22 protein-coding genes are annotated in these 22,688 nt (G+C 53.9%); 2 read left to right on the top strand and 20 right to left on the bottom strand.

The genetic code is table 11. The features are described 5' to 3' along the window. Positions 1-97 precede the first annotated feature (97 nt). From B2Z72_RS07405 to B2Z72_RS07390, 4 genes are all read right to left on the bottom strand, one after another. Entirely contained in the window at positions 98-601 is a 504-nt protein-coding gene (locus B2Z72_RS07405; protein WP_296982702.1) for a MotA/TolQ/ExbB proton channel family protein, read from the bottom strand. A 1-nt stretch (position 602) separates the two neighbouring features. Then, complete coding sequence (locus tag B2Z72_RS07400; RefSeq protein WP_296982703.1) at positions 603-1,961, bottom strand: MotA/TolQ/ExbB proton channel family protein; 1,359 nt, start codon at positions 1,959-1,961, stop codon at positions 603-605. After that, entirely contained in the window at positions 1,958-2,719 is a 762-nt protein-coding gene (locus B2Z72_RS07395; protein WP_297004463.1) for a DUF3450 domain-containing protein, read from the bottom strand. Before B2Z72_RS07395 ends, B2Z72_RS07400 begins: the two co-directional genes overlap by 4 nt. Before the next feature lie 109 nt (positions 2,720-2,828). Further along, positions 2,829-5,804, bottom strand: coding sequence for an insulinase family protein (locus B2Z72_RS07390; RefSeq protein WP_296986277.1), 2,976 nt, complete (start codon positions 5,802-5,804; stop codon positions 2,829-2,831). 114 nt (positions 5,805-5,918) lie between these two features. On the opposite strand from B2Z72_RS07390, the gene B2Z72_RS07385 reads away from it, so the two are divergent. Further along, entirely contained in the window at positions 5,919-7,064 is a 1,146-nt protein-coding gene (locus B2Z72_RS07385; RefSeq protein ID WP_296986279.1) for an aminotransferase class V-fold PLP-dependent enzyme, read from the top strand. A 181-nt stretch (positions 7,065-7,245) separates the two neighbouring features. On the opposite strand, the gene B2Z72_RS07380 is transcribed toward B2Z72_RS07385, so the two are convergent. The 16 genes from B2Z72_RS07380 to B2Z72_RS07305 form a co-directional block, all read right to left on the bottom strand. After that, positions 7,246-7,593 (bottom strand): PilZ domain-containing protein, encoded by a 348-nt coding sequence (locus B2Z72_RS07380; RefSeq protein ID WP_296986281.1) that lies wholly within the window; start codon positions 7,591-7,593, stop codon positions 7,246-7,248. 28 nt (positions 7,594-7,621) lie between these two features. Beyond that, positions 7,622-8,611 carry a DNA polymerase III subunit delta' gene (gene holB / locus B2Z72_RS07375; RefSeq protein ID WP_296986282.1) on the bottom strand — a complete coding sequence of 330 codons (990 nt, stop codon included), beginning with the start codon at positions 8,609-8,611 and terminating at the stop codon, positions 7,622-7,624. Continuing rightward, positions 8,611-9,255, bottom strand: a complete 645-nt coding sequence (tmk, locus tag B2Z72_RS07370) for a dTMP kinase (RefSeq protein ID WP_296986285.1) — start codon at positions 9,253-9,255, stop codon at positions 8,611-8,613. The genes holB and tmk overlap by 1 nt, the downstream gene beginning before the upstream one ends. Then, positions 9,252-10,313, bottom strand: coding sequence for an endolytic transglycosylase MltG (gene mltG / locus B2Z72_RS07365; protein ID WP_297004461.1), 1,062 nt, complete (start codon positions 10,311-10,313; stop codon positions 9,252-9,254). Before mltG ends, tmk begins: the two co-directional genes overlap by 4 nt. Beyond that, complete coding sequence (gene pabC / locus B2Z72_RS07360) at positions 10,310-11,140, bottom strand: aminodeoxychorismate lyase (protein WP_296986289.1); 831 nt, start codon at positions 11,138-11,140, stop codon at positions 10,310-10,312. The genes mltG and pabC overlap by 4 nt, the downstream gene beginning before the upstream one ends. After that, complete coding sequence (fabF, locus tag B2Z72_RS07355; protein ID WP_297004458.1) at positions 11,121-12,362, bottom strand: beta-ketoacyl-ACP synthase II; 1,242 nt, start codon at positions 12,360-12,362, stop codon at positions 11,121-11,123. The genes pabC and fabF overlap by 20 nt, the downstream gene beginning before the upstream one ends. 84 nt (positions 12,363-12,446) lie before the next feature. Next, positions 12,447-12,680, bottom strand: a complete 234-nt coding sequence (gene acpP, locus B2Z72_RS07350) for an acyl carrier protein (RefSeq protein ID WP_145468776.1) — start codon at positions 12,678-12,680, stop codon at positions 12,447-12,449. A gap of 45 nt (positions 12,681-12,725) precedes the next feature. After that, on the bottom strand, positions 12,726-13,466 hold the full coding sequence (gene fabG / locus B2Z72_RS07345; RefSeq protein WP_297004450.1) for a 3-oxoacyl-ACP reductase FabG: 741 nt from the start codon (positions 13,464-13,466) through the stop codon (positions 12,726-12,728). A 1-nt stretch (position 13,467) separates the two neighbouring features. Beyond that, positions 13,468-14,406, bottom strand: coding sequence for an ACP S-malonyltransferase (gene fabD / locus B2Z72_RS07340; protein WP_296983482.1), 939 nt, complete (start codon positions 14,404-14,406; stop codon positions 13,468-13,470). A gap of 207 nt (positions 14,407-14,613) precedes the next feature. Beyond that, positions 14,614-15,639, bottom strand: coding sequence for a phosphate acyltransferase PlsX (gene plsX, locus B2Z72_RS07335; RefSeq protein ID WP_296983481.1), 1,026 nt, complete (start codon positions 15,637-15,639; stop codon positions 14,614-14,616). A gap of 1 nt (position 15,640) precedes the next feature. Continuing rightward, positions 15,641-15,826 carry a 50S ribosomal protein L32 gene (gene rpmF, locus B2Z72_RS07330; RefSeq protein ID WP_296983479.1) on the bottom strand — a complete coding sequence of 62 codons (186 nt, stop codon included), beginning with the start codon at positions 15,824-15,826 and terminating at the stop codon, positions 15,641-15,643. A gap of 22 nt (positions 15,827-15,848) precedes the next feature. Then, complete coding sequence (locus tag B2Z72_RS07325) at positions 15,849-16,370, bottom strand: YceD family protein (protein WP_296983485.1); 522 nt, start codon at positions 16,368-16,370, stop codon at positions 15,849-15,851. Positions 16,371-16,415: 45 nt separating this feature from the next. After that, entirely contained in the window at positions 16,416-17,396 is a 981-nt protein-coding gene (locus B2Z72_RS07320) for a S49 family peptidase (protein ID WP_296983484.1), read from the bottom strand. A gap of 1 nt (position 17,397) precedes the next feature. After that, entirely contained in the window at positions 17,398-18,081 is a 684-nt protein-coding gene (locus tag B2Z72_RS07315; protein WP_296983478.1) for an HAD family hydrolase, read from the bottom strand. Next, on the bottom strand, positions 18,068-19,036 hold the full coding sequence (locus B2Z72_RS07310; RefSeq protein WP_296983476.1) for an RluA family pseudouridine synthase: 969 nt from the start codon (positions 19,034-19,036) through the stop codon (positions 18,068-18,070). Before B2Z72_RS07310 ends, B2Z72_RS07315 begins: the two co-directional genes overlap by 14 nt. Next, complete coding sequence (locus B2Z72_RS07305; protein ID WP_296983475.1) at positions 19,029-19,277, bottom strand: hypothetical protein; 249 nt, start codon at positions 19,275-19,277, stop codon at positions 19,029-19,031. Before B2Z72_RS07305 ends, B2Z72_RS07310 begins: the two co-directional genes overlap by 8 nt. A gap of 227 nt (positions 19,278-19,504) precedes the next feature. On the opposite strand from B2Z72_RS07305, the gene rne reads away from it, so the two are divergent. Beyond that, positions 19,505-22,675: a ribonuclease E gene (gene rne, locus B2Z72_RS07300; RefSeq protein WP_297004446.1), complete on the top strand. Its 3,171-nt coding sequence runs from the start codon at positions 19,505-19,507 to the stop codon at positions 22,673-22,675. Positions 22,676-22,688: the final 13 nt, after the last annotated feature.

The raw sequence follows: 22,688 nt of genomic DNA, 5'->3' as shown, positions 1-22,688 counted from the left end.
TCAGCATGATAAACACGATATCCAGCATTGGAGTGATATCGATATCGTTGCCATCTGCTTCGTTGTCGGTATGACGACGTGCCATAAAATAATTCCGTTAATCGGTCGGTAATAATTCAGCCAGGCGATGCACGCCCCGCTGTGCCAGACGCTTAAAACGCGTACGGAAATAAATTCCGGTCAGAGCCACAACCAGCCCTGCCATAGTCGGGATCGTTGCCTGGGAAATACCATTGGCCATTGCCCGCGCATTCCCCGTGCCTGTGATCGCCAGTACATCGAATACGTGCACCATGCCGGTCACGGTTCCGAGCAGTCCCATAAGTGGACACACGGCGATCAGGATGCCGATCAGAGACAGATAACGCTCCGCTTCCTGTTTCTGCCGGCTCAGGATGGCGTCGCGGATTTTGCGCGAATACCAGTTATACGGGTGACTGCGTTCCTGCCATTGGTCAGCCAGCTGCTGATTGCTTTTTGGCAACTCACGATAAAAGAACCACAGACGATCCAGTATCAGACTCCACAGCAGGACACACAGGACGAGCAGCCAGTAAAGAACCGGTCCGCCCTGAGCCATAAAGTCCAGCAACCACTGCATATCAGTTGCCCTTCGCCTGTTTTTCCAGCGCTTCGGCCATCAGGCCTGCGGACTGTTCATCGAGAATATGAATCAGTGCTTTGCTGCGCGATGCGACCCAGTTGTGTGCCAGCAATAATGGAATAGCAGCAATCAGACCAAGCACAGTAGTAATCAGCGCCTGAGAAATACCCGCCGCCATCAATTTAGGATCGCCGGTGCCGAAATTGGTGATCGCCTGAAAGGTCGCGATCATGCCGGTCACAGTACCGAGCAGACCTAACAGAGGCGCAATGGCAGCAAACAGTTTGATAATGGTCTGTCCGCGTTCCAGTGCCGGTAATTCACGCAATACCGCTTCATCCATTTTCGCTTCCAGCGCATCGACATCGAGCGGTGTCGGCAGGCTGCGATAGGTGTTTAATACCCGGCCCAATGGATTATCTTCTGACGGAGCATCCGCAGACTGCTGCTGTTTTTTCACTTTTGCGGAAATGCCGAACAGAACGATCAGACGCCATGCAGCCAGCAGCAAACCAACAACGCCGATGGTGATAATGATGTAACCCACCAGAGCACCCTGCTGAATACGTTCCATCAGCCCAGGGCTTTCCAGTGACATATTCAGTAATGCACCACGGGATGGATCGATGGCCACTGGCGCAACATCGCTGTTGCTGTTCAGATAGTCGGCGATATAGCCGGCCTGTGCAGGTTGCCCACCCAATTCACGCAGTGATTTCAGCTCAGGATCAAAAACCAGATAGCCTTTTTCGTTAATGGCGTTGAATACACCAAGACGGGTTACCGGCTCAGAAACGGTTTCACCGTTTTGCGCGATCACGTCGGCCTGATAGCTGCGGATATCACCATTGATGGTCATTTCTTCCTGCAGCGTGTACCAGAGTTTTTCCAGTTCAGCGATGGTTGGCAGCTCTTTGGCTTCACCCAGTTTATGCAGATCTGCTGCGCGTTCGGACTTTTCAGTGAACGTCAGACTATCCTGCAATGTGGTATCGAGGTCGGTGGCGACCTGGCGGACCACACCGAACATTTCACCTAAATTACCCACCCGCAGGCGCAGCTCTTCTTCTTTATCGGTCAGCGCCTGTTCGTTGTTATCGAATGCGCTTTTCAGACGTGCGGCTTTTTCCTGTTCGCGTTTCAGTTCGTCACGCATTTCACCGAGCAGCGCTTTCTGTTCGCGTAGTGATCTGCCGAAACGTTTTTCACGTTCACGGTCAGCAGCGCTTTCCTGAGTTTCGTACTGACCAACCTGTTTCAGCAGATCCTGCAGATTTGCAGCGCCTTCAGCCTGTGATGTCAGCGGATTGAATAAAGCAGTGAGCGTTATTACAGACGTTAAAATCAGCTTTTTCATGACGCATCTCCCGACGTTTCTTTCAGTGAGGCCGGTGTCGCCATAGGCAGAATCATCAATTCAGGTGCAGCAGTCTGCTGAGCTACTTTTAACGCCTGACGTAAATCGCGCATATAACCACTGTCCAGCGCGACCCAGTTATTTTTGCCTTTGTGCCACAACCATGCCTGCTCGCCATCGTTACTGATGCGGTAAAGAGCAAGGCGGCCTACGCGCAGAAAATCGTAGGAAACGTTATTTTCCTGGCCACGGTAGGCTTCGATATTACGGCCGTAATCTACTTCCACCTGATAGGCTTCCAGTACCCGGCGGAATTTTTCTGACACGGTAACGTCGGCGCGGGTAAGAAGATCTTTTAACAGAGCAACACGGGCCTGACGCTCCTGTGGCAGGAACGGCGTATCGAGATCAACAAACTGCTCCAGTGAATCCACCATGCGGCTCATCAGCGGCAGCACACCACGCTCGGTCTTCTCGATTTCCGCAATCTGACGATCCATCGAAGCCAGTTCTTCATTCTGACTGGCGACGATGATCTCCATCTGACGGTTGTACAGTGCCAGCTGCTCTTTTTCAGCTTTCAGCTGGCGATATTTCGCCTGAATTGCCTGAGCCTTATCGTCGAGCATTTCCACTTTGCCCTGGGCTTTTTGCCCTGCACGGTCCGTGCGCTGAACGGCGTTCTGACTGTCGCTCAGCTCATCAGCAAAAGCGGGTGCCGCTGCCATCAGAGCTGCGAGTAATAACGGGAATTTCATGACCGGGAGAATCCTGTCGGTTTGGAAGTCGGTAGTGTATTGCGGAGAAAATGAACCGCGCATTAACGATGAAGGGTGCATTATGCACCCTTCACCTGCGGTTTATCAATTAATAATCGTTTGCATTTAGACCAAGTTGCTGCGCGATACTTTCTGTTCCGCGGGGAGCAACAACGGCCTTAACGCCGGAGGAGGATTTAAGGTATTTTTCCGCCACGGTGCGTACATCCTGCCAGCCGGTACTGAGCAGGCGTTCGCGGAACTGCTGACGGATTTCGCGACTACGGCCACTACGGTCCTGATGGAAGTATTGCTTGGCTTCGCCTGCCGGAGAGCCCGGACGGTCCATGCTGCCAATAACACCCAGCACAGACTGCTCAACCAGGTCATCACCGGAGGCTTTGTTCAGCACCCAGTCCACGGAGGCTGCGAAGTCCGCAAAGGTTCCCTCTACCCGTGGGTCACGGTAAGAGAAGAACTTAAAGCAGGCGTTAGCAGAATCCTGGCTGGCACCAGCGCCGTACGCACCGCCACGCTCACGGATGGCTGTGTGCAGAGAGCCGTTACGCAACACACCGGCAAGCACAGACAGGGCGGCAGCGTCTTCGTGCTCAACACCCACGGTCGGTAACGCCCAGGCGCAGAAGTTCACCTGCGAATCCACCATCCAGTAAGTTGCCGGATCGGTCATCTGCCATTCTGTAGCGGCCTTCGCGGCGGCTGAGGATTGTGCCCATTGCGCAGTCAGGCTGCGGCGATGCTCAGCGGCGCCCTGCTCGTCATGCACCAGCAAAGCTTCGGCCGGTACTTTTTGCAGTTGATTATAAATGTCCTGCAGCGCCCGACTCAGGTAGCCCGGGCCTTCTGCCTGAGCTTTCTGCAAACGCTCTTTAATACGCTTAATCTGTGGCAGGCCGCCGATTTCATTCGCCAGGTTCGCCGACGCATTGAGCGGTGCAGCCGCCAGTGTCATGGCCAGGCTATGGCCACCGCCGGTAATGCCCTGCTCACGACGGGATTTAGCCTGCTTCAGCAGATCCAGCAGACGATTTTCCTCGTCAAACCGTGCGGCTTCCCATGTTTCTTTCATCAGCGCACTGAAATCAGCAGATTTTGCTGCCAGCGCTTTGCCACTCATCACCAGATAGCCCTGCAGATCGTTGGCGTCGGCAACGCTGCCCTTAATGCTGGCATAACTGGTCAGACTGCCAACCAGTGCGGTCTGCTTCTGCTGCTGCACCAGGTAGTCATTGGTGCCGGCGCCGGTTTCAGTCCAGCATTGGGTAAAGAATGGCATCCAGCTCAGCTGCTCATTATTCAGCGCTGGCAGATCCAGAATCAGCTGCTGATAGACCAGACCATTGGTACCCACCACATATTCGGTGACCGGTAATGAACCGCCGCCCTGCGCTGTATTAACTGCTGACGTCTCAACAGTAGGAGCCCCAACAGTAGGAGCCATGTAGCCAACATCCGGTTTAACGTCTTCCAGAGTTACCTGCGGCAGCATACCCGGATCGTCTTCCTGTGCCTGACGGGCTTTCAGCGCTTCCGCCTGATCGAGGATGCGTTGCTTATCGTCATCGCTGAGGCTCTGGCGGATAGTTTCAAGACTGGCTTCTTCCAGTCGTTTGGCTTCTTCATTGATGCCGTCGTCTGGCTTCAGGGTGTAGCGCACGCGGTGACGGTTGTTCAGCAGCAGACGCTGAACTGTGTCCTGCATAAAGGTGCCGCTGCCGGCCTTTTCACGCAGACGCTCCAGCGCCGGATCCAGATTCAGCAAGGCTGCCGGATCACCGTAATGCGTTGCCGCCGGCAGTGAATTAAAGATCAGTTGCAGACCGTACGGATAATGGTCACCACCGATTTCACGCTGGTGCAGTTCCAGCTGATGCAGTGACGCATCAATCATCGCCTGATCGACGCCGTCACGGACGACGCTTTCAAGGGTATCCAGAATCAGCTGTTCAACCGCTGCGGCATGTTCCGGCTCACTGCCTTCGATGCCACACATGAAGCTCATTTCACGGTTGGAATCTTCCAGGCCACACAAAGGCGATGGCGAACTGCCGAGATCGCTCTGTTCCAGCGCCCGGCGCAGCGGCGACGCACTGTTGTCCAGCAGCACCTGACTCATCAGATGGGCTTCCAGCTGGGCGTCGAGGTCGGTAGATTCACCCAGCAGCCAGCCCATAACGTGATGGGTCGCAGCAGACAGATCTTCACTGTCGAGACCATAGGCCTGTTCAACTGCCATTGGTGCGGTATAGCGCTTCTCAGGCTCAACGCGCCACTGTTTATGCTGACGCTCGAAACGGCTGAGTGCCTGAGTTTCGAGTTTATTGTGCAGTTCACTGATATCCAGCGCGCCGAAGGTCATAAAGATGGCGTTGCTTGGGTGGTAATGAGTTTTGTAAAAACTCAGCAGCTGCTCGTAGCTCAGGTCGGTAATTGCCGCCGGATCACCGCCACTGTTGTAGTGGTATGTGGTCGTCGGGAACAGGTAGCTGCTGATGCCCTGCCACAGCTGACTGACAGCAGACGACATGGCGCCTTTCATTTCATTGAAAACAACACCTTTGTACTCCAGTGGTGAGTCGACATTGCCTTCTTCACTGAATTCAATGCGGTGACCTTCCTGGGCGAAATCCAGCTCATGCAGGCGCGAAAAGAACACCGCATCCAGATAAACATCGAGCAGGTTGTTGAAGTCTTTATCGTTCTGCGATGCGAACGGATACGCCGTCCAGTCTGAGCTGGTCATGGCGTTCATAAAGGTGTTCAGTGAGCGGCGCGTCATCATGAAGAACGGATCGCGCACCGGATATTTTTCAGAACCACACAATGCCGTGTGTTCAAGGATATGAGCGACCCCGGTGGAATCGTGCGGCATGGTGCGCACGGCAACCATAAAGGCCTTTTCGTCATAGTCAGTGTTCAGGTGGTAATGCACCGCGCCGGTGGCGATGTGTTCATATTCCTGAATATCAACGTTGAGTGACTCGACCCGGGTATTGCCAACATAACGGAAGGCAGTACAGGTGCTGGGGGATTCTGCGGCGGAAGTTGTAACGCTGGAGGCCATAATTTCTCTGCTTATCCTGAATACGTATCTCAGGTATGGTAACAGCAGTTTTATGCTCTCAGAAGCTTTGTTCATGCAAACAAAGCTCTTCATCAGTCTGTTGCAGGAGGAACCATGACAAACGATACCAGTCCCTGGTGGCAGGAAGAATTTCCGGTCAATGACGAAGTGCTCTATCTGAACCATGCAGCGGTGGCGCCATGGCCGGAAAGTGCCCGTGTGGCGGTATCCGAATTTGCCATGGAGAACACCGCTTATGGCGCGACCAACTACCCGCAATGGACGCAAACCGAACAGTCGCTGAAGGACAACCTGTGCCAGCTGATTGATGCTCCGCAGGGCAGCGTCGCGTTGGTTAAAAACACCTCAGAAGCGCTGTCTTTTGTTGCCGCCGGTATCGACTGGAAGCCCGGTGATGTCGTGGTTATCTCCGATCAGGAGTTTCCGTCAAACCGCATTGTGTGGGAATCCCTTGCGGCTTTGGGGGTTGAGGTCGTCAGTGTCAGCCTGCCCTGGGACGCACCTGAGCGCGAACTGCTCAGAGCCATTGCGCAGAAGCCGAAGCTGGTTTCTGTCAGTGCGATTCAATATGCCACCGGCCTGACTCTGGATCTGCTGAGCATAGGCGCGGCCTGCCGGGAAAACGGTGTGCTGTTCTGTGTTGATGCCATTCAGGCGGTCGGGGTTCTGCCCTTTTCCGTGCAGGCTGTTCAGGCCGACTTCGCCATGGCAGACGGCCATAAATGGATGCTTGGGCCTGAAGGTCTGGGCTTCTTTTACGTGCGCCCGGAGGTCATGGACCAGTTGGGCCTGGTGGAATTCGGCTGGCATATGGTTGAGGACATGGGCAATTACGACGCCCGGGAGTGGCGACCAGCCACAGACGCCCGGCGCTTCGAATGTGGCAGCCCCAATATGCTCGCGGCCTGCGCCCTGAAAGCCAGCACCGACCTGCTGCTGAAAGTTGATATTACCGAAGTGGCTACCCGTGCGGTAACCAATGTACTGTATCTGCGGGAATTACTGGAGGGACAAGGCGCCAGCTTTATTAACCCCCTGATTCAGCAGCGTCCGTCGGGTATTCTGACGTTTAATTTCCCCGGAAAAGACAGTGCCAAACTGTACAAACTACTGATGGAAAACGGCATTATCTGCGCCAATCGTGGCGGCGGCATCCGTTTTTCGCCACACTTCCATACCACTGAAGATGTGATGAACGATGCCGTTGATGCGCTGGAATTTATTCTGGAGATGATCTGAAATCAGGCTGCGTGTTGTGTTCGGCCCAGCTCAGTCATGCCTGACTGGGTACCTGAAAGAATTTAAATTAACACATAAAAAAGAGCGCCGGGTTACATAACGCGGCGCTCTTTTTGTTTAATTATTTTTCAGCAAACTTCTGGCATTCTGTTGCGTTTGATTTATTCGCTGAGCGGGCTGATTACATAGTGTGCGTTACACGATCGGACTTTAACGCACCAGCAAGAAATGTCTCAATTTTATCCCGCGCCATATTATCTTCACCGGTAAACTGCACACCGACACCGGATACTTTATTGCCCTGCGCCCCTTTCGGCGTGATCCAGACAACTTTACCTGCCACCGGAATTTTTTCTGGCTCATCCATCAGCTTGAGCAGCATAAAAACTTCGTCACCCAGCTGGTAGTGTTTATTGGTCGGAATAAACAGACCGCCGTCTTTAATAAACGGCATATAGGCAGCGTACAGCACCGATTTATCTTTGATGGTCAGTGACAGAATGCCACTGCGTGAACCCATACCCGACATGCAATTTCCTCTTCTGCTCCGTCAGGTCTCAGGCCTGCGGATTTATCGTGTCGCGCCATTCCAGTAACAGCGATTCGATCACCAGCTGTTTATTGTAACTGCTGGCACCAGACAGTATGCGCGACAGTATTGTTTTGACCTTGTCCTGCAAGGTTATCAGCTTTGTCATGGACGGCATAGCGCCAGCCATCAGAGTGCGTGCCCGATCGCCAAAAATAAGATCTGCATCATGAATCCCCATGGCAGCCTTCACACAATCGGCCAATAAACTGTAGAGCCAGCCAACCACATCGCCCAGTTCCTGCTTTGCCCAGGCTTCAGCCACCAGAGATAAGGGCGCAACACCGGAGGTCCACTGTTGCAGCTGTTCCATGCGCTTCTGTTCCTGCTCGCCCTGCTCGGACGTCAGCCATTGCCGCGCTTTCAGCGGTGCTCCATGATTGGCCTTAAGAGCAATCAGCGCCTGATCTTCACTGACGCCCTGCTGTTGCAGCCAGCTCAGAGATTCAGGCGCAGACGGAGGATTCAGTACAATGCGCTGACAGCGACTGCGAATGGTCGGCAGCACGGAGCCAAAGCGCTCCGTCTCCAGCAGCAGAAAGCTTTCCCCGGCGGGTTCTTCGAGGGTTTTCAGCAACGCATTGGCGGCATTGGTGTTCATGACTTCAACCGGGTGCAGACTGACCACCTGACACTGACTTATCTGAGGTGTCTGAGCGAGAAAGTCGTTTACCCGACGAATGGCCTCAATACGGATCTGGCGACTGCCATCCTCCGGTGTACAGCTGAGAAAATCCGGATGACTGCCGGCATCCCATAACTGGCAGCTGTGACACTGACCGCAGGCACTGCTACTGCCGGGTGAGCGACACAGCAGCCATTTGGCCGTATGCAGCGCCAGCTCATGCTTACCTATGCCTTCCAGCCCGGCAAACAGCATGGCGTGCGGCAGACCTGAGGTGCTGTGCCGATGCGTGATATCCGCCCAGATTTTATCCTGCCAGGGTAAGATCGCCATCAGCTACCCTCATGCAGACGCTGCAGATGCTGCTCAAGCTGACGCTGCACGTCCGCCAGGCTTAGCGATGCATCGATGCGACTGACGCGCGGATACTGCTCAGCTACCCATTCAAAGCCTTCTTTTACGCGTTCAAAGAACGCCAGCTGCTCGGTTTCAAAACGATCAATGGCCGTACCTGTGCTTTGCGCACGGCCTCGGGCGCGCGCCATGCCAAGCTCTAACGGCGCTTCCAGCAAAAACGTACAGTCGGGTTCGATATCGGCCTGTACCAGATCTTTCAGCAGCAGGATGCGATCCAGAGGCTGCTGGCGGGCAAAGCCCTGATAGGCAATGGTTGAATCCGTAAACCGGTCACACAGCACCCAGGCACCCCGCTCAAGCGCCGGGCGGATAAGCTGACTGATATGTTGCGCACGGGCAGCGAACACCAGTAACAGCTCAGCCATATCATCCATAGGTTCGTCGTGGTGTGCCTTGAGCAGATCTTCACGGATCTTTTCAGCGATCAGTGTGCCACCCGGCTCCCGGGTAACCACCACATCACAGCCCTGCTGCTGCAGCCAGTCGGCACAGAAAGCGATATTGGTTGATTTACCAACCCCTTCACCGCCTTCAAATGTAATAAATAGCCCACGGCTCATTGGCTGCTTTCCTGTTGTTTCGGTTCACTGTCGTCGCCGGAAGATTCCGCTGGTGGTGCCGAGCGGTAGTCTTCTTTACGGCGGAAAATCTGATATTTGCGTACAGCTTTATTATGTTCTTCCAGAGTGGCAGAAAAATAGTGCGAACCGTCACCGCGGGCAACAAAGAAGAGCTGATCGCCGTCGGAAGGATTCAGTGCCGCATCCAGCGCCGCGCGTCCGGCCAAAGCAATCGGCGTTGGCGGCAGACCTTTCTGCCGATAGGTATTGTAGGGGTTCGTTCTGTCCTGCAGATGCCGCTTACGCAGGTTGCCATCGAATTCAGGACCAAGACCGTAAATAACCGTCGGGTCCGTCTCCAGACGCATATTCATATTGAGCCGACGAACAAATACACCGGCAATGATGGGGCGCTCGGATACCACACCTGTCTCTTTCTCAACGATGGAGGCCATGATCAACGCATCGTATGGTTTGTCATACGGGAGGCCTTCACTGCGCCCGGCCCAGGCAGCCTGCAATTGGCGCTGCATACGCTCATACGCCTGGCGCACTATGGTCGAGGCCTTATCTCCGCTGCGATAGACATAGGTATCCGGGTAGAGCCAGCCTTCCGGATTACCTTCAATGCCGAGCAAGCTGGCGACAGCCGCCGGGTTCAGCGGTTCAATATCCTGCTGTAACTGAGGCGCCTGAGCAATCGCCGGCAATGCTTCACTGAGAGTCAGTCCTTCGATCAGGGAAAGTCGGTAGGTTACCGGTTGTGCACTGGCAAGAAACTGCAGCAGCTCCATGCCATTGAGCCCCGGCGGCACATCGTATTCACCGGTGCGCAGAGCATGATCCATACCCAGCAGGCGTGACTGCACGCGCAACAGCAGTGATGACGGCAGCCAGCCATCCGCCTGCCACTGGCGTGACAATCCGCTGAGAGTATCGCCCTGATGAATGGTAACCCGTACAGGGTCCTGATTATTGGCCGGTACAAACCATACCGCTATTGCCAATACTGCAACCAGAAAGATCAGACCCGCTCCGAGCCTGAGAAGTTTTTTCACGCAAACAGCTCCTGAAATTCTTGCTGCAATTCTGCAACCTCAGGGTGCTGATGATACTGATGTCGGCCGACGGATTGAACCACCGCAATGCCGTTTAATGTGTTACTCATAAATACAGCACGGGCACTGAACAGCTGCTGCAGGCTGATTTCGTCGGCTTCAGCCACTTTGCCCTGCTGAAGAAGCCAGCGCCGCACTACGCCGTTTACGCCGCAATTGTGCAATGACGGCGTAATCCAGCCATCTTGCGAGAGCAGGAACACGTTACTCATACAACCTTCGATGACATGTCCGCTGGTGTCGGTCACAACCACCTCATCGCACCCCTCAGGAAAACCCTGACGAATCAGCACCTGCTCCAGCCGGTTGAGATGTTTAAAACCGGCAAGTAACGGCTGCTGTGCCAGCGATATGTCACTGATATCGGTTGTGAGTCCCTGCGGCAAACGCTCACAGGCAAAGGCCGGTGCCGAAAAACACTGACACTGAATATGGTACTGGGGGTTTTGCGGCGGCAGATACCCGCGGGCGGAATCGCCCCGGGTAACAACCAGTTTGGCGGCACTGAAACCTGCTGGCAGGCTGTCGAGCGCACGATCGAGACGTGAAACTAACGAAGCATCAAAGCCAAGGGCCTTAAAGCCCCGCTGCAACCGCTGCAGATGAAATGCTTTGAGTGGGACAGAACCATCGCTGGCGCGACGCAGGGTTTCAAACAAGCCATCGCCATACTGCAGGCCGCGATCAACAGCGGATAACGAATCACTGGCAAACCAGTGACCGTTATCACTCAGACTGAAAAGCGCATCAGCCATCGTAGCGGACAAACAACAGCGAACCGTTGGTGCCGCCAAACCCGAACGAGTTGGAAATGGCTGCGCGGATGTCCGCTTTGCGTGCCGTATGGGCAACGTAGTCGAGATCACAACCTTCGCCCGGGTTATCCAGGTTAATGGTTGGTGGTGCGATTCCGTCACGGATAGCCATCACAGTCAGCAGTGCTTCCAGAGCGCCGGAAGCGCCCAGTAAATGACCTGTCATCGACTTAGTGGACGAAATCAGCAGACTGTTGGCGTGTTCGCCAAACAGATCTTTAACCGCATTGGTCTCGGCAATATCGCCAGCAGGTGTGGATGTGCCATGAGCGTTGATGTAGTTGATATCAGACGGTACCAGACCGGCATCACGGAGCGCATTCTCCATCGCTTTACGCGCACCTTCTCCATTCTCTGGCGGACTGGTGATGTGATGTGCATCATCGCTCATACCCAGGCCGGTGATCTCCGCATAGATTTTAGCGCCACGGGCCAGGGCGTGATCCAGACCTTCCAGCACCAGAATCGCCGCACCATCACCCAGCACAAAACCATCACGGTCTTTATCCCACGGGCGACTGGCTTTTTCCGGCTCGTCGTTACGGGTGCTCATGGCACGGGCTGCAGCAAAACCTGCCATACCCAGCTCACTGGAACCCTTCTCTGTACCACCGGCAATCATCACATCGGCATCGCCGTAAGCAATAGTACGGGCTGCGTAGCCAATGTTGTGGGTGCCCGAGGTACAGGCGGTAACGATTGCGATGTTCGGGCCACGGAAGCCGTGACGGATTGCCAGGTTACCGGAGGCCATATTAATCACGGCGCCAGGTACCAGGAACGGAGAAACACGGCGTGGACCGCTGTTGAGTAATTGTTTGTGGTTGGCCTCAATGGTCGTCAGACCACCAATACCAGAACCCACTGCAACGCCGACCCGGTCAGGGTCCGCGTTACCTTTAATACCGGAATCTTCAATGGCCTGCTCAGCAGCGACCATGGCGTATTGAATAAAAGGATCAACCTTTCGGGCGTCCTTATCAGTCATCACGCTGGTGACATCAAAATTCTTAACGGTACCGGCAATCTGCGTGGAATAGGATTCAGCATCGAAATGCTCAACCCGGCTGATCCCGCTCTTACCTGCCTGGACCGCTGCCCAGGTCGCGGCCGTATCAGTCGCAAGCGGATTAACCGTACCTAATCCGGTAATAACAACTCTACGCTTGTTCATAATGTTTGATTCTGCTCAGAAAATGACCATTCAGATACAAAAAAAAGCCGCGTCCATGGACGCGGCTTTCTGCCATCACACCAATCAGAGGTTGGCGATGATGTAGTCGATAGCTTCCTGAACAGTGGTCAGCTTCTCAGCATCTTCATCAGGAATTTCAGTTTCGAATTCTTCTTCCAGAGCCATAACCAGCTCTACAGTGTCCAGGGAGTCCGCGCCCAGATCGTCTACGAAAGAAGAGGAAGCTTTAACGTCTTCTTCCTTAACACCCAGTTGTTCACAGACGATTTTTTTAACGCGTTCTTCGATGTTGCTCATGGTTTCTTCCTACCGTTTCGTGGTTGTGGGATGCTGCCGGAGGCATCAACCCATGTTCATGCCGCCATTCACATGAATGGTCTGGCCTGTGATGTATTTAGCGTCAGAACTTGCCAGGAAGGCAACGGTTCCGGCGATCTCTTCAACCTGGCCCAAGCGCTTGACCGGAATGGTCGCTAGAATGGCTTCTTTTTGCGCTTCAGGCAAGATGTCCGTCATATCTGTTTGAATAAATCCTGGTGCTACACAGTTCACCGTAATGTTACGGCTGGCGATTTCCTGTGCAAGGGAACGGGTGAAACCTTCCAGGCCAGCTTTTGCCGCGCCATAGTTAGTCTGACCAGCATTACCTGTGGTGCCAATGATAGAGCTGATGTTGATAATGGTACCAGCCTTCTGCTTGATCATAGGTTTTACCATGATCTTACAGACGCGGAACACACCACTTAAGTTGGTGTTGATCACATCACCCCACTCGTCATCAGACATGCGCAGGAACAGGTTATCACGGGTAATACCGGCGTTATTGACGATAACTGCTGGTGTACCGAAATCTGTCAGAAAGCTTTTCAGGGCTTCATTGGTCTGCTCAGCGTCAGCAATATTCAGGACCACAGCGTCATTATCTGCATCAATGGCCTGCAATGCTTCACGAATAGACGCTGCGCCATTTTCGCTGGTCGCCGTACCGATCACGCGGAAGCCATCGTTTGCCAGGCGTTCAGCCACAGCACGGCCAATACCACGGGAAGCACCGGTTACCAGTGCAATTGCTTTATCAGACATATCAGGATCCTTGGATTTCTTCGGCTGCCGCAGCAACACCACGACTGTCACCTGTGCTCAGGGTCGACAGTGTTTTATCAATACGTTTGTTCAGGCCAGCCAGGACTTTGCCTGGGCCAAACTCTACCGCCAGATCAGCGGCGCTGCGCACGGCTTCTACCGCACCGGTCCAGTTAACCGGGCTGTACAGCTGCGCCAGCAGGCGGGCCGGGATTTCTTCCAGTGTTGCCGGCTGATTATCGACGTTATGGAATACCTTGAATTCCGGTGCACGGAAGGCAACCGCTTTCAGGGCTTCACCAAATTCTTCTGCCGCAGCCTTCATCAGGCTGGAGTGGAACGGGCCAGAAACTGCCAGAGGCAATGCACGCTTGGCGCCAGCTTCTTTTGCCAGTTCAATGGCCTTTTCAACCGCTGGCATACTGCCGGCAATTACAATCTGACCTGGGGCATTAAAATTCGCAGGTTCAACCACACCTGCGTCAGCTGCACCGGCACAAACGTCGGCAATCTGCTCTTCGCTCAGACCCAGAACAGCCGCCATACCACCCTGACCTGCAGGAACGGCAGCGTCCATCAGCTGGCCACGCTTTTTAACCAGACGGACGGCATCACTGAAATCCAGTGCACCGGCAGCGACCAGAGCGGAATATTCACCCAGCGAGTGACCAGCACCAGCAACGACATTCATTGCCGGGCATTTTTCTTTGAGGATACGCCAGATAGCAACACTGGCAGTCAGCAGTGCTGGCTGAGTGTTGTAGGTAAGATTCAGATCTTCGGCAGGACCGTTTTGGGACAGCGCCCAAAGGTCCTGATTGATGGCTTCAGAGGCCTCACGGAACGTCTCTTCAACCACGGGAAATTCAGCGGCCAGATCAGAGAGCATGCCAGTATGCTGTGCGCCCTGACCCGGGAAAAAAGCGATTACGTCTGTCATTCAGATACTCTGTATTGTGCAGGTTTCGTGTTGCGAGCTGTTTGGCAATACTGTGTGTTCGGTGAAAAATTCACAACTGCCGGACCTGCCAGTCAAATTCACCGGACCTGCAGTACCCAAAGCCCGGCAACGAAAAGCCGGACACATAGTATTGAGGTGAATTGTTACAATAAATGGTCAGGAATGCACAAGATTATTAACTTAAATTCATTCATCAATACAGAGCCCGACCGACTGCTGTGTTTTCGCCACACACCCGGCAAGTCGCTCCAGATCAAAGCTGGCGCTGGTACGATGCAGATACTTCAGCGCATAGCGGAAAGCCCTGGCATCAGATTTACCGTGTGTTTTGACGACGATTCCCTTAAGTCCAAGCAACAATGCCCCACCATGCCGGGCTGGTGAAATGCGTTTTTCGATATTGCGCACTGCTGGCAACCACAACCAGGCAAACCAGCGCATAAACCAGTGCTGGCGAAATTCTTTGTAAATCAGCTCCTGCAGCCATTCAGACAGCCCCTCTGATGCCTTCAGGGTAATATTACCGGCGAAGCCATCGGTAACCAGAACATCAATCTCGCCCTTGTAGATATCGTCACCTTCATAGAAGCCCTGATAACGATCCGGCATTGCTGTCTCGAGATAGCCTGCAGCGCAGCGCACGGCATCGGTACCTTTGGCGGACTCCCGCCCTACATTGAGCAGACCAAGCCTCGCCGGCGTTTCATGCTGGGATTCATGCCAGCCAACACCCAGCGCAGCAAACTGCACCAGCTGTTCCGGACTGGCCGAAAGATTGGCACCGAGATCCAGCATCAGCAGAGGTTCGCGCCGGGTTGGCAGCAGTGTTGCCAGAGCCGGACGATCGATACCGGGAATCATGCCGAGAATATGACGACCAAGCACCAGCAAGGCACCGGTATTACCAGCAGAAACCATTCCCTGAGCACGTCCTTCAGCAACTTCAGAGAGTGCTGCCGCCATGGTACTGGTCAAACCACTGCGCAGCATCTGGGCAGGCTTGTCGGCCATGGAAATGGCGTTGTTGCACACCAGAATGCGCACGCTGTTTTTACGGGAAGAGAAAGCAGAACGGACGTCCGCTTCGAATTCGGCGGTGGTGGTGACAATCAGATTGACGTCGCGCCGGAATCGCAGAAACCTTTTGCAGGCCTTTAACGCAACGCGGGGACCTAAGTCCCCGCCCATTATATCTACCGCGTAGGTAAACATATCAGTCGTTGCCAGTCTCCACGACTTTTTTACCACGGTAGAAACCGTCTGGAGTCACGTGGTGACGACGGTGAGTTTCACCAGTAGTAGAATCGGTAGACAGTGCAATTGCACCTGTGTCCAGTGCATCGTGAGAACGACGCATGCCACGCTTGGAACGAGTCACTTTGTTTTGCTGAACCGCCATTGTCAGGCTCCTGAATTGTTCGCTATTTCTGTTTGAGCTGCGCTAACACGTCGAACGGGTTAGGCCGCTTTTCGTCTGAATCTGTTGTTTCCGGCGCCGGCTCTGGCTGCCGTAATTCGCATTCACCCTGCTCATGTACCGGGAAAGATGGTAACGCCAGCAGCGCTTCATCTTCCAGTACTTCCCAGAGTTCCAGCATCCCATGCTCGTCTACTTCTGCCGGTTCCAGCTGTCGCGACAGCTGCTTCGCCTGATCATCATTGAACACCAGTCCCAGCTCAAAGGAGCTGACCACCGGCACTTCAACATGCCCCAGACAACGCTGGCAGGTCATAACAACCATGGTATTACAGCTTCCAGTGATTACCCGATTACCTTCCTGATCGCGATGAAAATCAAGAATGTAGCTGACCGGAGCGTTGCAATCTTCGACTGCCTCACTGAACCGGAGTAACTTTTTGCTATCGATTTGACCTGTAAGTTGTTGATTATTTTCAACAAAACTAACAGCATCGATGCGCTTGGGTAGCTGAGCCTCTGCCATAGTGCGCGACATAATAGGTATGACGGGCCTTAGTGTCAAAATTATTTAACGCAAAGAGATGGTTTGCTCACTCATAAAGGTCGCAATACCACGCCCGAAACTCGCACCAAGGCGTGAAATCAGGTCTTCCCATGGTTTCGGCTGGTGAGTAAAGCTGACCAGCTCGTCGGTACCAAGCTTCTCGCGCGCCACCTGACTGCTCGAAGCCAGACCGTCAATCAGGCCGATATCCAGCGCCTGCTCACCTGACCACACCAGGCCAGAGAACAGATCCGGCGTATCAAGTTTCAGGCGATCACCCCGCCCTTTCTTAACCTGATCAATAAACTGATTGTGCGTCACTTTCAGCACACCTTCCCAGAAAGCTTTTTCATCCGGGTTTTCTGGCTGGAACGGGTCAAGAAAGCCCTTATGCGCACCTGCCGTATACTGACGACGCTCCACACCGAGTTTTTCCATAATACCGGTAAAACCAAAGCCGGAGCCGACCACACCAATCGAACCCACCAGACTGGCTTTATCCGCATAAATTTCGTCTGCGGCCGCCGCGATGTAATAAGCACCGGAAGCGCCGAGATCCATAATCACGGCATACACAGGGAAGTCCGGACGTATTTCTTTCAGGCGTTTAATTTCGTCGTACACATAACCAGACTGCACAGGGCTGCCGCCCGGACTGTTAATACGCAGAATCACACCGACAGCCGACTCATCATCAAACGCATCCCGCAGCGAACTGACAATGCGGTCTGCACTGGCTTCTTCGTCTGCAGCGATAACGCCATTCACCTCAATAACGGCAGCATAGCTGTCAGGGCGCGATAACTGAGCATCCTCACCCGGCAAACGGATCAGCCATAACAGAGCAAACAGATACACAAAGGTCAGCGACTTAAAGAAGATACCCCAGCGACGACTGCGCTTCTGTTCGCTCTGCAGCCCGGTAAGCATTTTCTCAATCAGCTTCCACTCTTTGCTGTCCTCCTGCGGACGGCCTGATTCAGCTGTTGGTCGTTGGTTATCCATATTATCCATTGATCATTATCCAGTTTTTCAGTTCGTTAATACTGTGACAGATAGTCTGCGGCCCGCACGCCAGAAGCCTTGCCTCATCGTGGGCACCATGCCCCATACCAATGGAGTCAATGCCGGTCCGCTGCGCCATTTCCAGATCATACGTGGTATCGCCGACCATAACCGCTTCACCTGGCGCAACACTGAGTGCCGACAGCAGCTCATGCAGCATCATAGGATCTGGCTTTGAACGGGTCTCATCCGCACAGCGGGTCGCCTCAAACAGATGACCAACTTCCAGATCACGCAGCATACGGTTAAGCCCTTTGCGGCTCTTACCTGTCGCTACCGCCAGCAGATAACCCTGCGCCAGCAAGGCACCCAGCATTTCCCGGGCTCCCTCATAGAAACCCATACCAACCTGACTGTCAGAAACGAAGTAACTGGCATAGGTATCGCGCATCAGCGGCAACTGCTCATCGGTAATATCTGGCCAGACGGTTTTTAGTGCTTCTGGCAACCCAAGACCAATGATGTCCTGAATTGCCTCATCGGGCACCGGCGCCAGCCCTACTTTGCGCCCGGCCCTTTGCATGCTATCGACAATACGGCGGGTTGAATCCACCAGAGTGCCATCCCAATCAAAAATAACCAGACGATATTTGTGCTCGCGCAGCGGCGCTTCAGAATGTGACATGACAACCTGCCTTATCCAGCATGTCGGTGAATTCAGTATCCGGCAGTGCGGTCAGCTCAATCTGCTCGCCACTTGCCGGATGACGGAAGGCAAGATGCCAGGCATGCAGAAACAGCCTGCGCACACCCTGCCTGTGGTCGATATCTTTTTCTGCCTTGTCTGAATACTTCTCATCGCCGGCAATAACATGCCCGTGAAACAGACAATGAACACGGATCTGATGGGTTCGCCCGGTAACCGGTTCAGCTTCCAGCAAAGAATAATGGGGGCCACTGGCAAGCAGCTTAGTCCGTGTATGTGACGGTTTACCTTCGGCATTCACCACCACAATACGCTCTCCAGACTGACGCTCAACGCGCAACAGAGGCTCTTTCACATCACGGATGCTGGCAGGCCACTGTCCATGCACGAGCGCCAGATAACGCTTCGATATGCCGCTCTTATTGGCCAGCATACGCTGCAGCGCAGTCAGCACCGCACGCTTTTTGGCAACCAGAATAACCCCGGAGGTGTCACGATCCAGGCGGTGCACCAGTTCCAGAAACTTATGATCCGGTCGAATCTTACGCAGAGCTTCAATCATGCCCAGATTCACGCCACTGCCGCCATGAACCGCAAGGCCATGGGGTTTATTGATGGCCAACAGGCCTTCATCTTCATAGAGCACCGCCCCTTCGAGGATGCTGCGGAGACGCGGTGACACATCCGGCACCTCGTCTTTTTCTGCCAGCCGTACCGGTGGTACACGCACGATGTCACCGCTTTTCAGGCGACTATCAGCCTTAACCCGCTTCTTATTCACCCGTACTTCACCCTTGCGGATAATGCGGTAAATCAGGGTTTTAGGGGCACCTTTCAATAAGGTGATAAGAAAGTTATCAACGCGTTGATCATGGTGATCCGCATCTATCTGTATCTGGGAAACTTTGCCCGGGTCGATATCGTATTCAGACATAATAAGGAAAAATGTTGCCTGCGCCCTTTAATAAGGATGATTGCAGCATTTGCCGGACGATAACATTATTGCTATATTCGCCAGCGGCCCCGGAGCAGGCAATCCATAAGCGACATATATAGCCTCCCGGAAAGCCCACAGGCAAGGCCTGTTTGCCGTTAAGCGGCAGAGTATAAGGAAGAAGACGAACTGTTAAAACTCTTCCTGAGGAACAAAGGGATGCGCTGATCGAATCAAACACATCAGGCATCCGGTGAGATAAACCACGCAGCGAAGATCTGCTGGCAATCTCGCATTATCAAATTATGGACAGTGTTGGTGCACGACAAACGAGAGGCACCACTGCGAGACAGGCCGCATGCGGATTTGCGGCGGCAACTGATGCAAAGCACCCATAAATATTTTGGTAATGGCCGGTAATCCGGCATTGCCAGCTGTGACGTTGCCACAAACGAGCAAAAACACAGCATGAAAAGAATGCTTATTAACGCGACCCAGTCTGAAGAGCTGCGCGTTGCACTGGTGGACGGACAGAAACTGTACGACCTGGATATTGAATCCGGCTCCCGTGAACAGAAAAAGTCCAACATCTACAAGGGTAAAATCACCCGCATTGAACCCAGCCTTGAAGCCGCCTTTGTTGACTTTGGCGCCGAACGTCATGGTTTCCTGCCTTTAAAAGAAATCTCCCGCGAATACTTTGTAAAAGATCCAGGCCCTGGCCGTATCAGCATCAAAGAAGTTCTGAAGGAAGGCCAGGAAGTTATCGTTCAGGTCGATAAGGAAGAACGCGGTAACAAAGGCGCTGCCCTGACCACTCAGGTAAGTATGGCTGGCCGTTATCTGGTTCTGATGCCAAACAACCCTCGCGCCGGCGGTATTTCCCGTCGTATTGAAGGCGATGAGCGCACTGAACTGCGTGAAGCCATGAAAGGGGTATCTGTACCGGACAAAATGGGCGTTATCGTGCGTACCGCCGGTATTGGCCGCAGCTCAGAAGAACTGCAATGGGACCTCGATTACCTGGTTCAGCTGTGGGACGCCATCCAGCGCGCATCAGAAGAGCGTGCCGCTCCATGCCTGCTGTTGCAGGAATCCAACGTTATTATCCGCGCCATCCGCGACTATCTGCGTCAGGATATTGGTGAGGTTCTGATTGATACCGATCAGGCCTACGGCGAAGCCCTGTCATTTGTTCAGCAGGTTATGCCCTACTATCAGAACAAATTTAAGCGCTATGAAGACACCGTACCGCTGTTCAACCGCTATCAGATCGAAAGCCAGATTGAATCTGCCTTCCAGCGCGAAGTGAAACTGCCATCCGGCGGCTCCATTGTGATCGATCCGACCGAAGCTCTGGTGTCTATCGACATCAACTCAGCGCGCGCCACGAAAGGCTCTGATATCGAAGAGACCGCACTGAACACCAACCTCGAAGCGGCCGATGAAATCGCCCGTCAGCTGCGTCTGCGCGACATGGGCGGCCTGGTGGTAATCGACTTTATCGACATGCTGTCCAATAAAAACCAGCGCGAAGTCGAAACCCGTCTGAAGAAAGCTCTGGAAGTTGACCGCGCCCGTGTACAGGTAGGCCGCATCTCCCGCTTTGGCCTGATGGAAATGTCCCGTCAGCGTCTGCGTCCGTCACTGGAAGAAACCAGCGGCCACGTATGCCCACGCTGTAACGGTACAGGCGTGATCCGTGATATTCAGTCCACCGGCCTGTCCATCCTGCGTCTGATCGAAGAAGAAGCCGCCAAAGAAAACACCGGACAGGTGCGTGCTATCGTGCCTGTTCCTGTAGGCACTTTCCTGCTGAACGAAAAGCGCACCCTGATCGCTGCCATCGAAAGCCGTCATAACGTAAAAGTGATGGTCCTGCCAAATCCGGCAATGGACACCCCACACTTTGAAGTATTACGTCTGCGCCCGGATGACAGCCTGATCGGTGAAATCAGCTATGAACACCGCCTGGATGAAGACGAAGTTGAATTCGGCGTCGATCTGACCGTAAAAGAAGCGCCAACACCGCAGCAACAGGCCGCGGTAAAGGCGATTCACGCTACGCCAGCCCCGGCACCATCCGCGGTTAAAGCTGCAGAGCCAGCGCCTGCTCCAGGCTTCTGGGCTAAAGTAAGTTCAGCTCTGGGCGCACTGTTCGATGGTGGCGAAAAACCAGAAGAACCTGTAGAAAAGCCGGCCGAAACCCGCAAAGAATCCGGTTCACGCCGCAACAACCAGCGTGGCCAGAGAAACGGCCAGAAAAATTCTGAGCGTGGTGAACGCAGCCAGAACCGCAATACTGACCGTAACGCCGACCGCAGTGAGCGCTCTAATGACAAGAACGCTGACAGCAAAAATGACAACGGTAACAGCCGCAGCAGCCGTAATGAGCGCAACCGCAATGAACGCAACCGCGACGACAAAAACGGTGAGGGACGCAGCAGCAATGGCCGTAACGGACGCGGACGTAAAAACCGTAACAACGGCAATAACGACGATCAGCAGCAGAAAGTAAGCGCTGATCGTAATGACAGCGACAACGCCAACAGCAGCAACGCCCAGAGCGCGGAATCGGATTCTCCACGCGCTCCTCGCCGCGATCGCAGCAATGGCCGCCCTGCCCGCAAACCACGTAATCGTGATCGCGAGGATACTCAGGAAGCAGCAGTTGTTGAAGCCACAGCAGCGGAAGCCAGCACTGAGAAGGCCGCTGAACAACAGGTCAAAGCTGTCAGCAACGATGCCGTTGAAAGTAAGCAGGAAAGCGCTGCTGGCGAAAACAACGCCACCGAAAAGAGCAGCCGCAGCAATGGCCGTCGCTCCCGCCGCAGTCGTCGTGACCGCAGCGAACGCACAGACGCGAAAACAGAAGCGAAAGCTGACGAGCAAAACAGCACCCAGGAAACTGGTGAAACTGCTGAAATCAGTGCAGACGCCAATGAAGTAAAAGCGCCGCAGAACGATAAGCCTGCGAAGGAAGAAAAAGCGGAAGCTCAGGCTGAAGTGAACTCTGAAGCAGCTGACGCGAAAGCCGACAGTGCTGCAACGGAAGATAATTCCGGCACAGACAAAGGCGCAGATGAAAACGGCGAAAAATCCGGTCGTGGACGTCGCCGCTCACGCCGTCGTCGCGAGCGCGATCCAGCAGAGAAAAAAGCCGCTGATGCTGACAACAGCAATGCAGCAGATAATCAGCCGGAAAACAGCAAACCAGCTGACACTGAAGTGGAAACCGTAAAACCAGCGGCGGATGCTGAAGCAGCAGAAGCCAGTGTGCAGACTAACGCTGACTCCACTGAGACTGAAACAAAAGCAGAAACTGCCGAGGCTGAAGTAAAAACCGAAGCCAAAGAAGCCGACGTTGCCCCTGCTGCTAAAGAAGAGGCCGCAGAGGAAAAAACAACCGGGGAAAAGTCTCAGAAAGCAGAGGTTAAAACCTCTCGTGAGGAAGCATCTACCGTAACCGAAGGCAACGACCGCTCTGCCCGTCGTTCCCGTCGCCGTCGCGGTGGTCGTGCACCTAACGATCCGCGTAACTCTGGTGAATTAGCAGAAAATGCTGCGGAAGCAGGCGAGAACTCAGCGAACGTCACTGCAATGTCTGAAGAGGTCGTTGCAGATGTAGTTACCACTTAGGTGGTTGACGTTG

The organism is Thalassolituus sp. UBA6592 (assembly GCF_002433655.1).
In the GTDB taxonomy this organism is placed as follows: domain Bacteria; phylum Pseudomonadota; class Gammaproteobacteria; order Pseudomonadales; family Oceanobacteraceae; genus Venatoribacter.
Note: the sequence above shows the minus strand (reverse complement) of the source record. Positions and strands in the feature narration are given on the sequence as shown.

What these genes read in the sequence shown, in the direction of transcription:
- B2Z72_RS07315 (WP_296983478.1), bottom strand. Translation starts at nt 18,081, where the DNA reads ATGTCACATTCTGAAGCGCCGCTGCGCGAGCACAAATATCGTCTGGTT.
- rpmF (WP_296983479.1), bottom strand. Translation starts at nt 15,826, where the DNA reads ATGGCGGTTCAGCAAAACAAAGTGACTCGTTCCAAGCGTGGCATGCGT.
- B2Z72_RS07325 (WP_296983485.1), bottom strand. Translation starts at nt 16,370, where the DNA reads ATGGCAGAGGCTCAGCTACCCAAGCGCATCGATGCTGTTAGTTTTGTT.
- plsX (WP_296983481.1), bottom strand. Translation starts at nt 15,639, where the DNA reads ATGTTTACCTACGCGGTAGATATAATGGGCGGGGACTTAGGTCCCCGC.
- B2Z72_RS07310 (WP_296983476.1), bottom strand. Translation starts at nt 19,036, where the DNA reads ATGTCTGAATACGATATCGACCCGGGCAAAGTTTCCCAGATACAGATA.
- B2Z72_RS07395 (WP_297004463.1), bottom strand. Translation starts at nt 2,719, where the DNA reads ATGAAATTCCCGTTATTACTCGCAGCTCTGATGGCAGCGGCACCCGCT.
- B2Z72_RS07400 (WP_296982703.1), bottom strand. Translation starts at nt 1,961, where the DNA reads ATGAAAAAGCTGATTTTAACGTCTGTAATAACGCTCACTGCTTTATTC.
- fabD (WP_296983482.1), bottom strand. Translation starts at nt 14,406, where the DNA reads ATGACAGACGTAATCGCTTTTTTCCCGGGTCAGGGCGCACAGCATACT.
- B2Z72_RS07385 (WP_296986279.1), top strand. Translation starts at nt 5,919, where the DNA reads ATGACAAACGATACCAGTCCCTGGTGGCAGGAAGAATTTCCGGTCAAT.
- B2Z72_RS07390 (WP_296986277.1), bottom strand. Translation starts at nt 5,804, where the DNA reads ATGGCCTCCAGCGTTACAACTTCCGCCGCAGAATCCCCCAGCACCTGT.
- B2Z72_RS07320 (WP_296983484.1), bottom strand. Translation starts at nt 17,396, where the DNA reads ATGGATAACCAACGACCAACAGCTGAATCAGGCCGTCCGCAGGAGGAC.
- acpP (WP_145468776.1), bottom strand. Translation starts at nt 12,680, where the DNA reads ATGAGCAACATCGAAGAACGCGTTAAAAAAATCGTCTGTGAACAACTG.
- fabG (WP_297004450.1), bottom strand. Translation starts at nt 13,466, where the DNA reads ATGTCTGATAAAGCAATTGCACTGGTAACCGGTGCTTCCCGTGGTATT.
- fabF (WP_297004458.1), bottom strand. Translation starts at nt 12,362, where the DNA reads ATGAACAAGCGTAGAGTTGTTATTACCGGATTAGGTACGGTTAATCCG.
- holB (WP_296986282.1), bottom strand. Translation starts at nt 8,611, where the DNA reads ATGGCGATCTTACCCTGGCAGGATAAAATCTGGGCGGATATCACGCAT.
- tmk (WP_296986285.1), bottom strand. Translation starts at nt 9,255, where the DNA reads ATGAGCCGTGGGCTATTTATTACATTTGAAGGCGGTGAAGGGGTTGGT.
- B2Z72_RS07380 (WP_296986281.1), bottom strand. Translation starts at nt 7,593, where the DNA reads ATGTCGGGTATGGGTTCACGCAGTGGCATTCTGTCACTGACCATCAAA.
- rne (WP_297004446.1), top strand. Translation starts at nt 19,505, where the DNA reads ATGAAAAGAATGCTTATTAACGCGACCCAGTCTGAAGAGCTGCGCGTT.
- B2Z72_RS07405 (WP_296982702.1), bottom strand. Translation starts at nt 601, where the DNA reads ATGCAGTGGTTGCTGGACTTTATGGCTCAGGGCGGACCGGTTCTTTAC.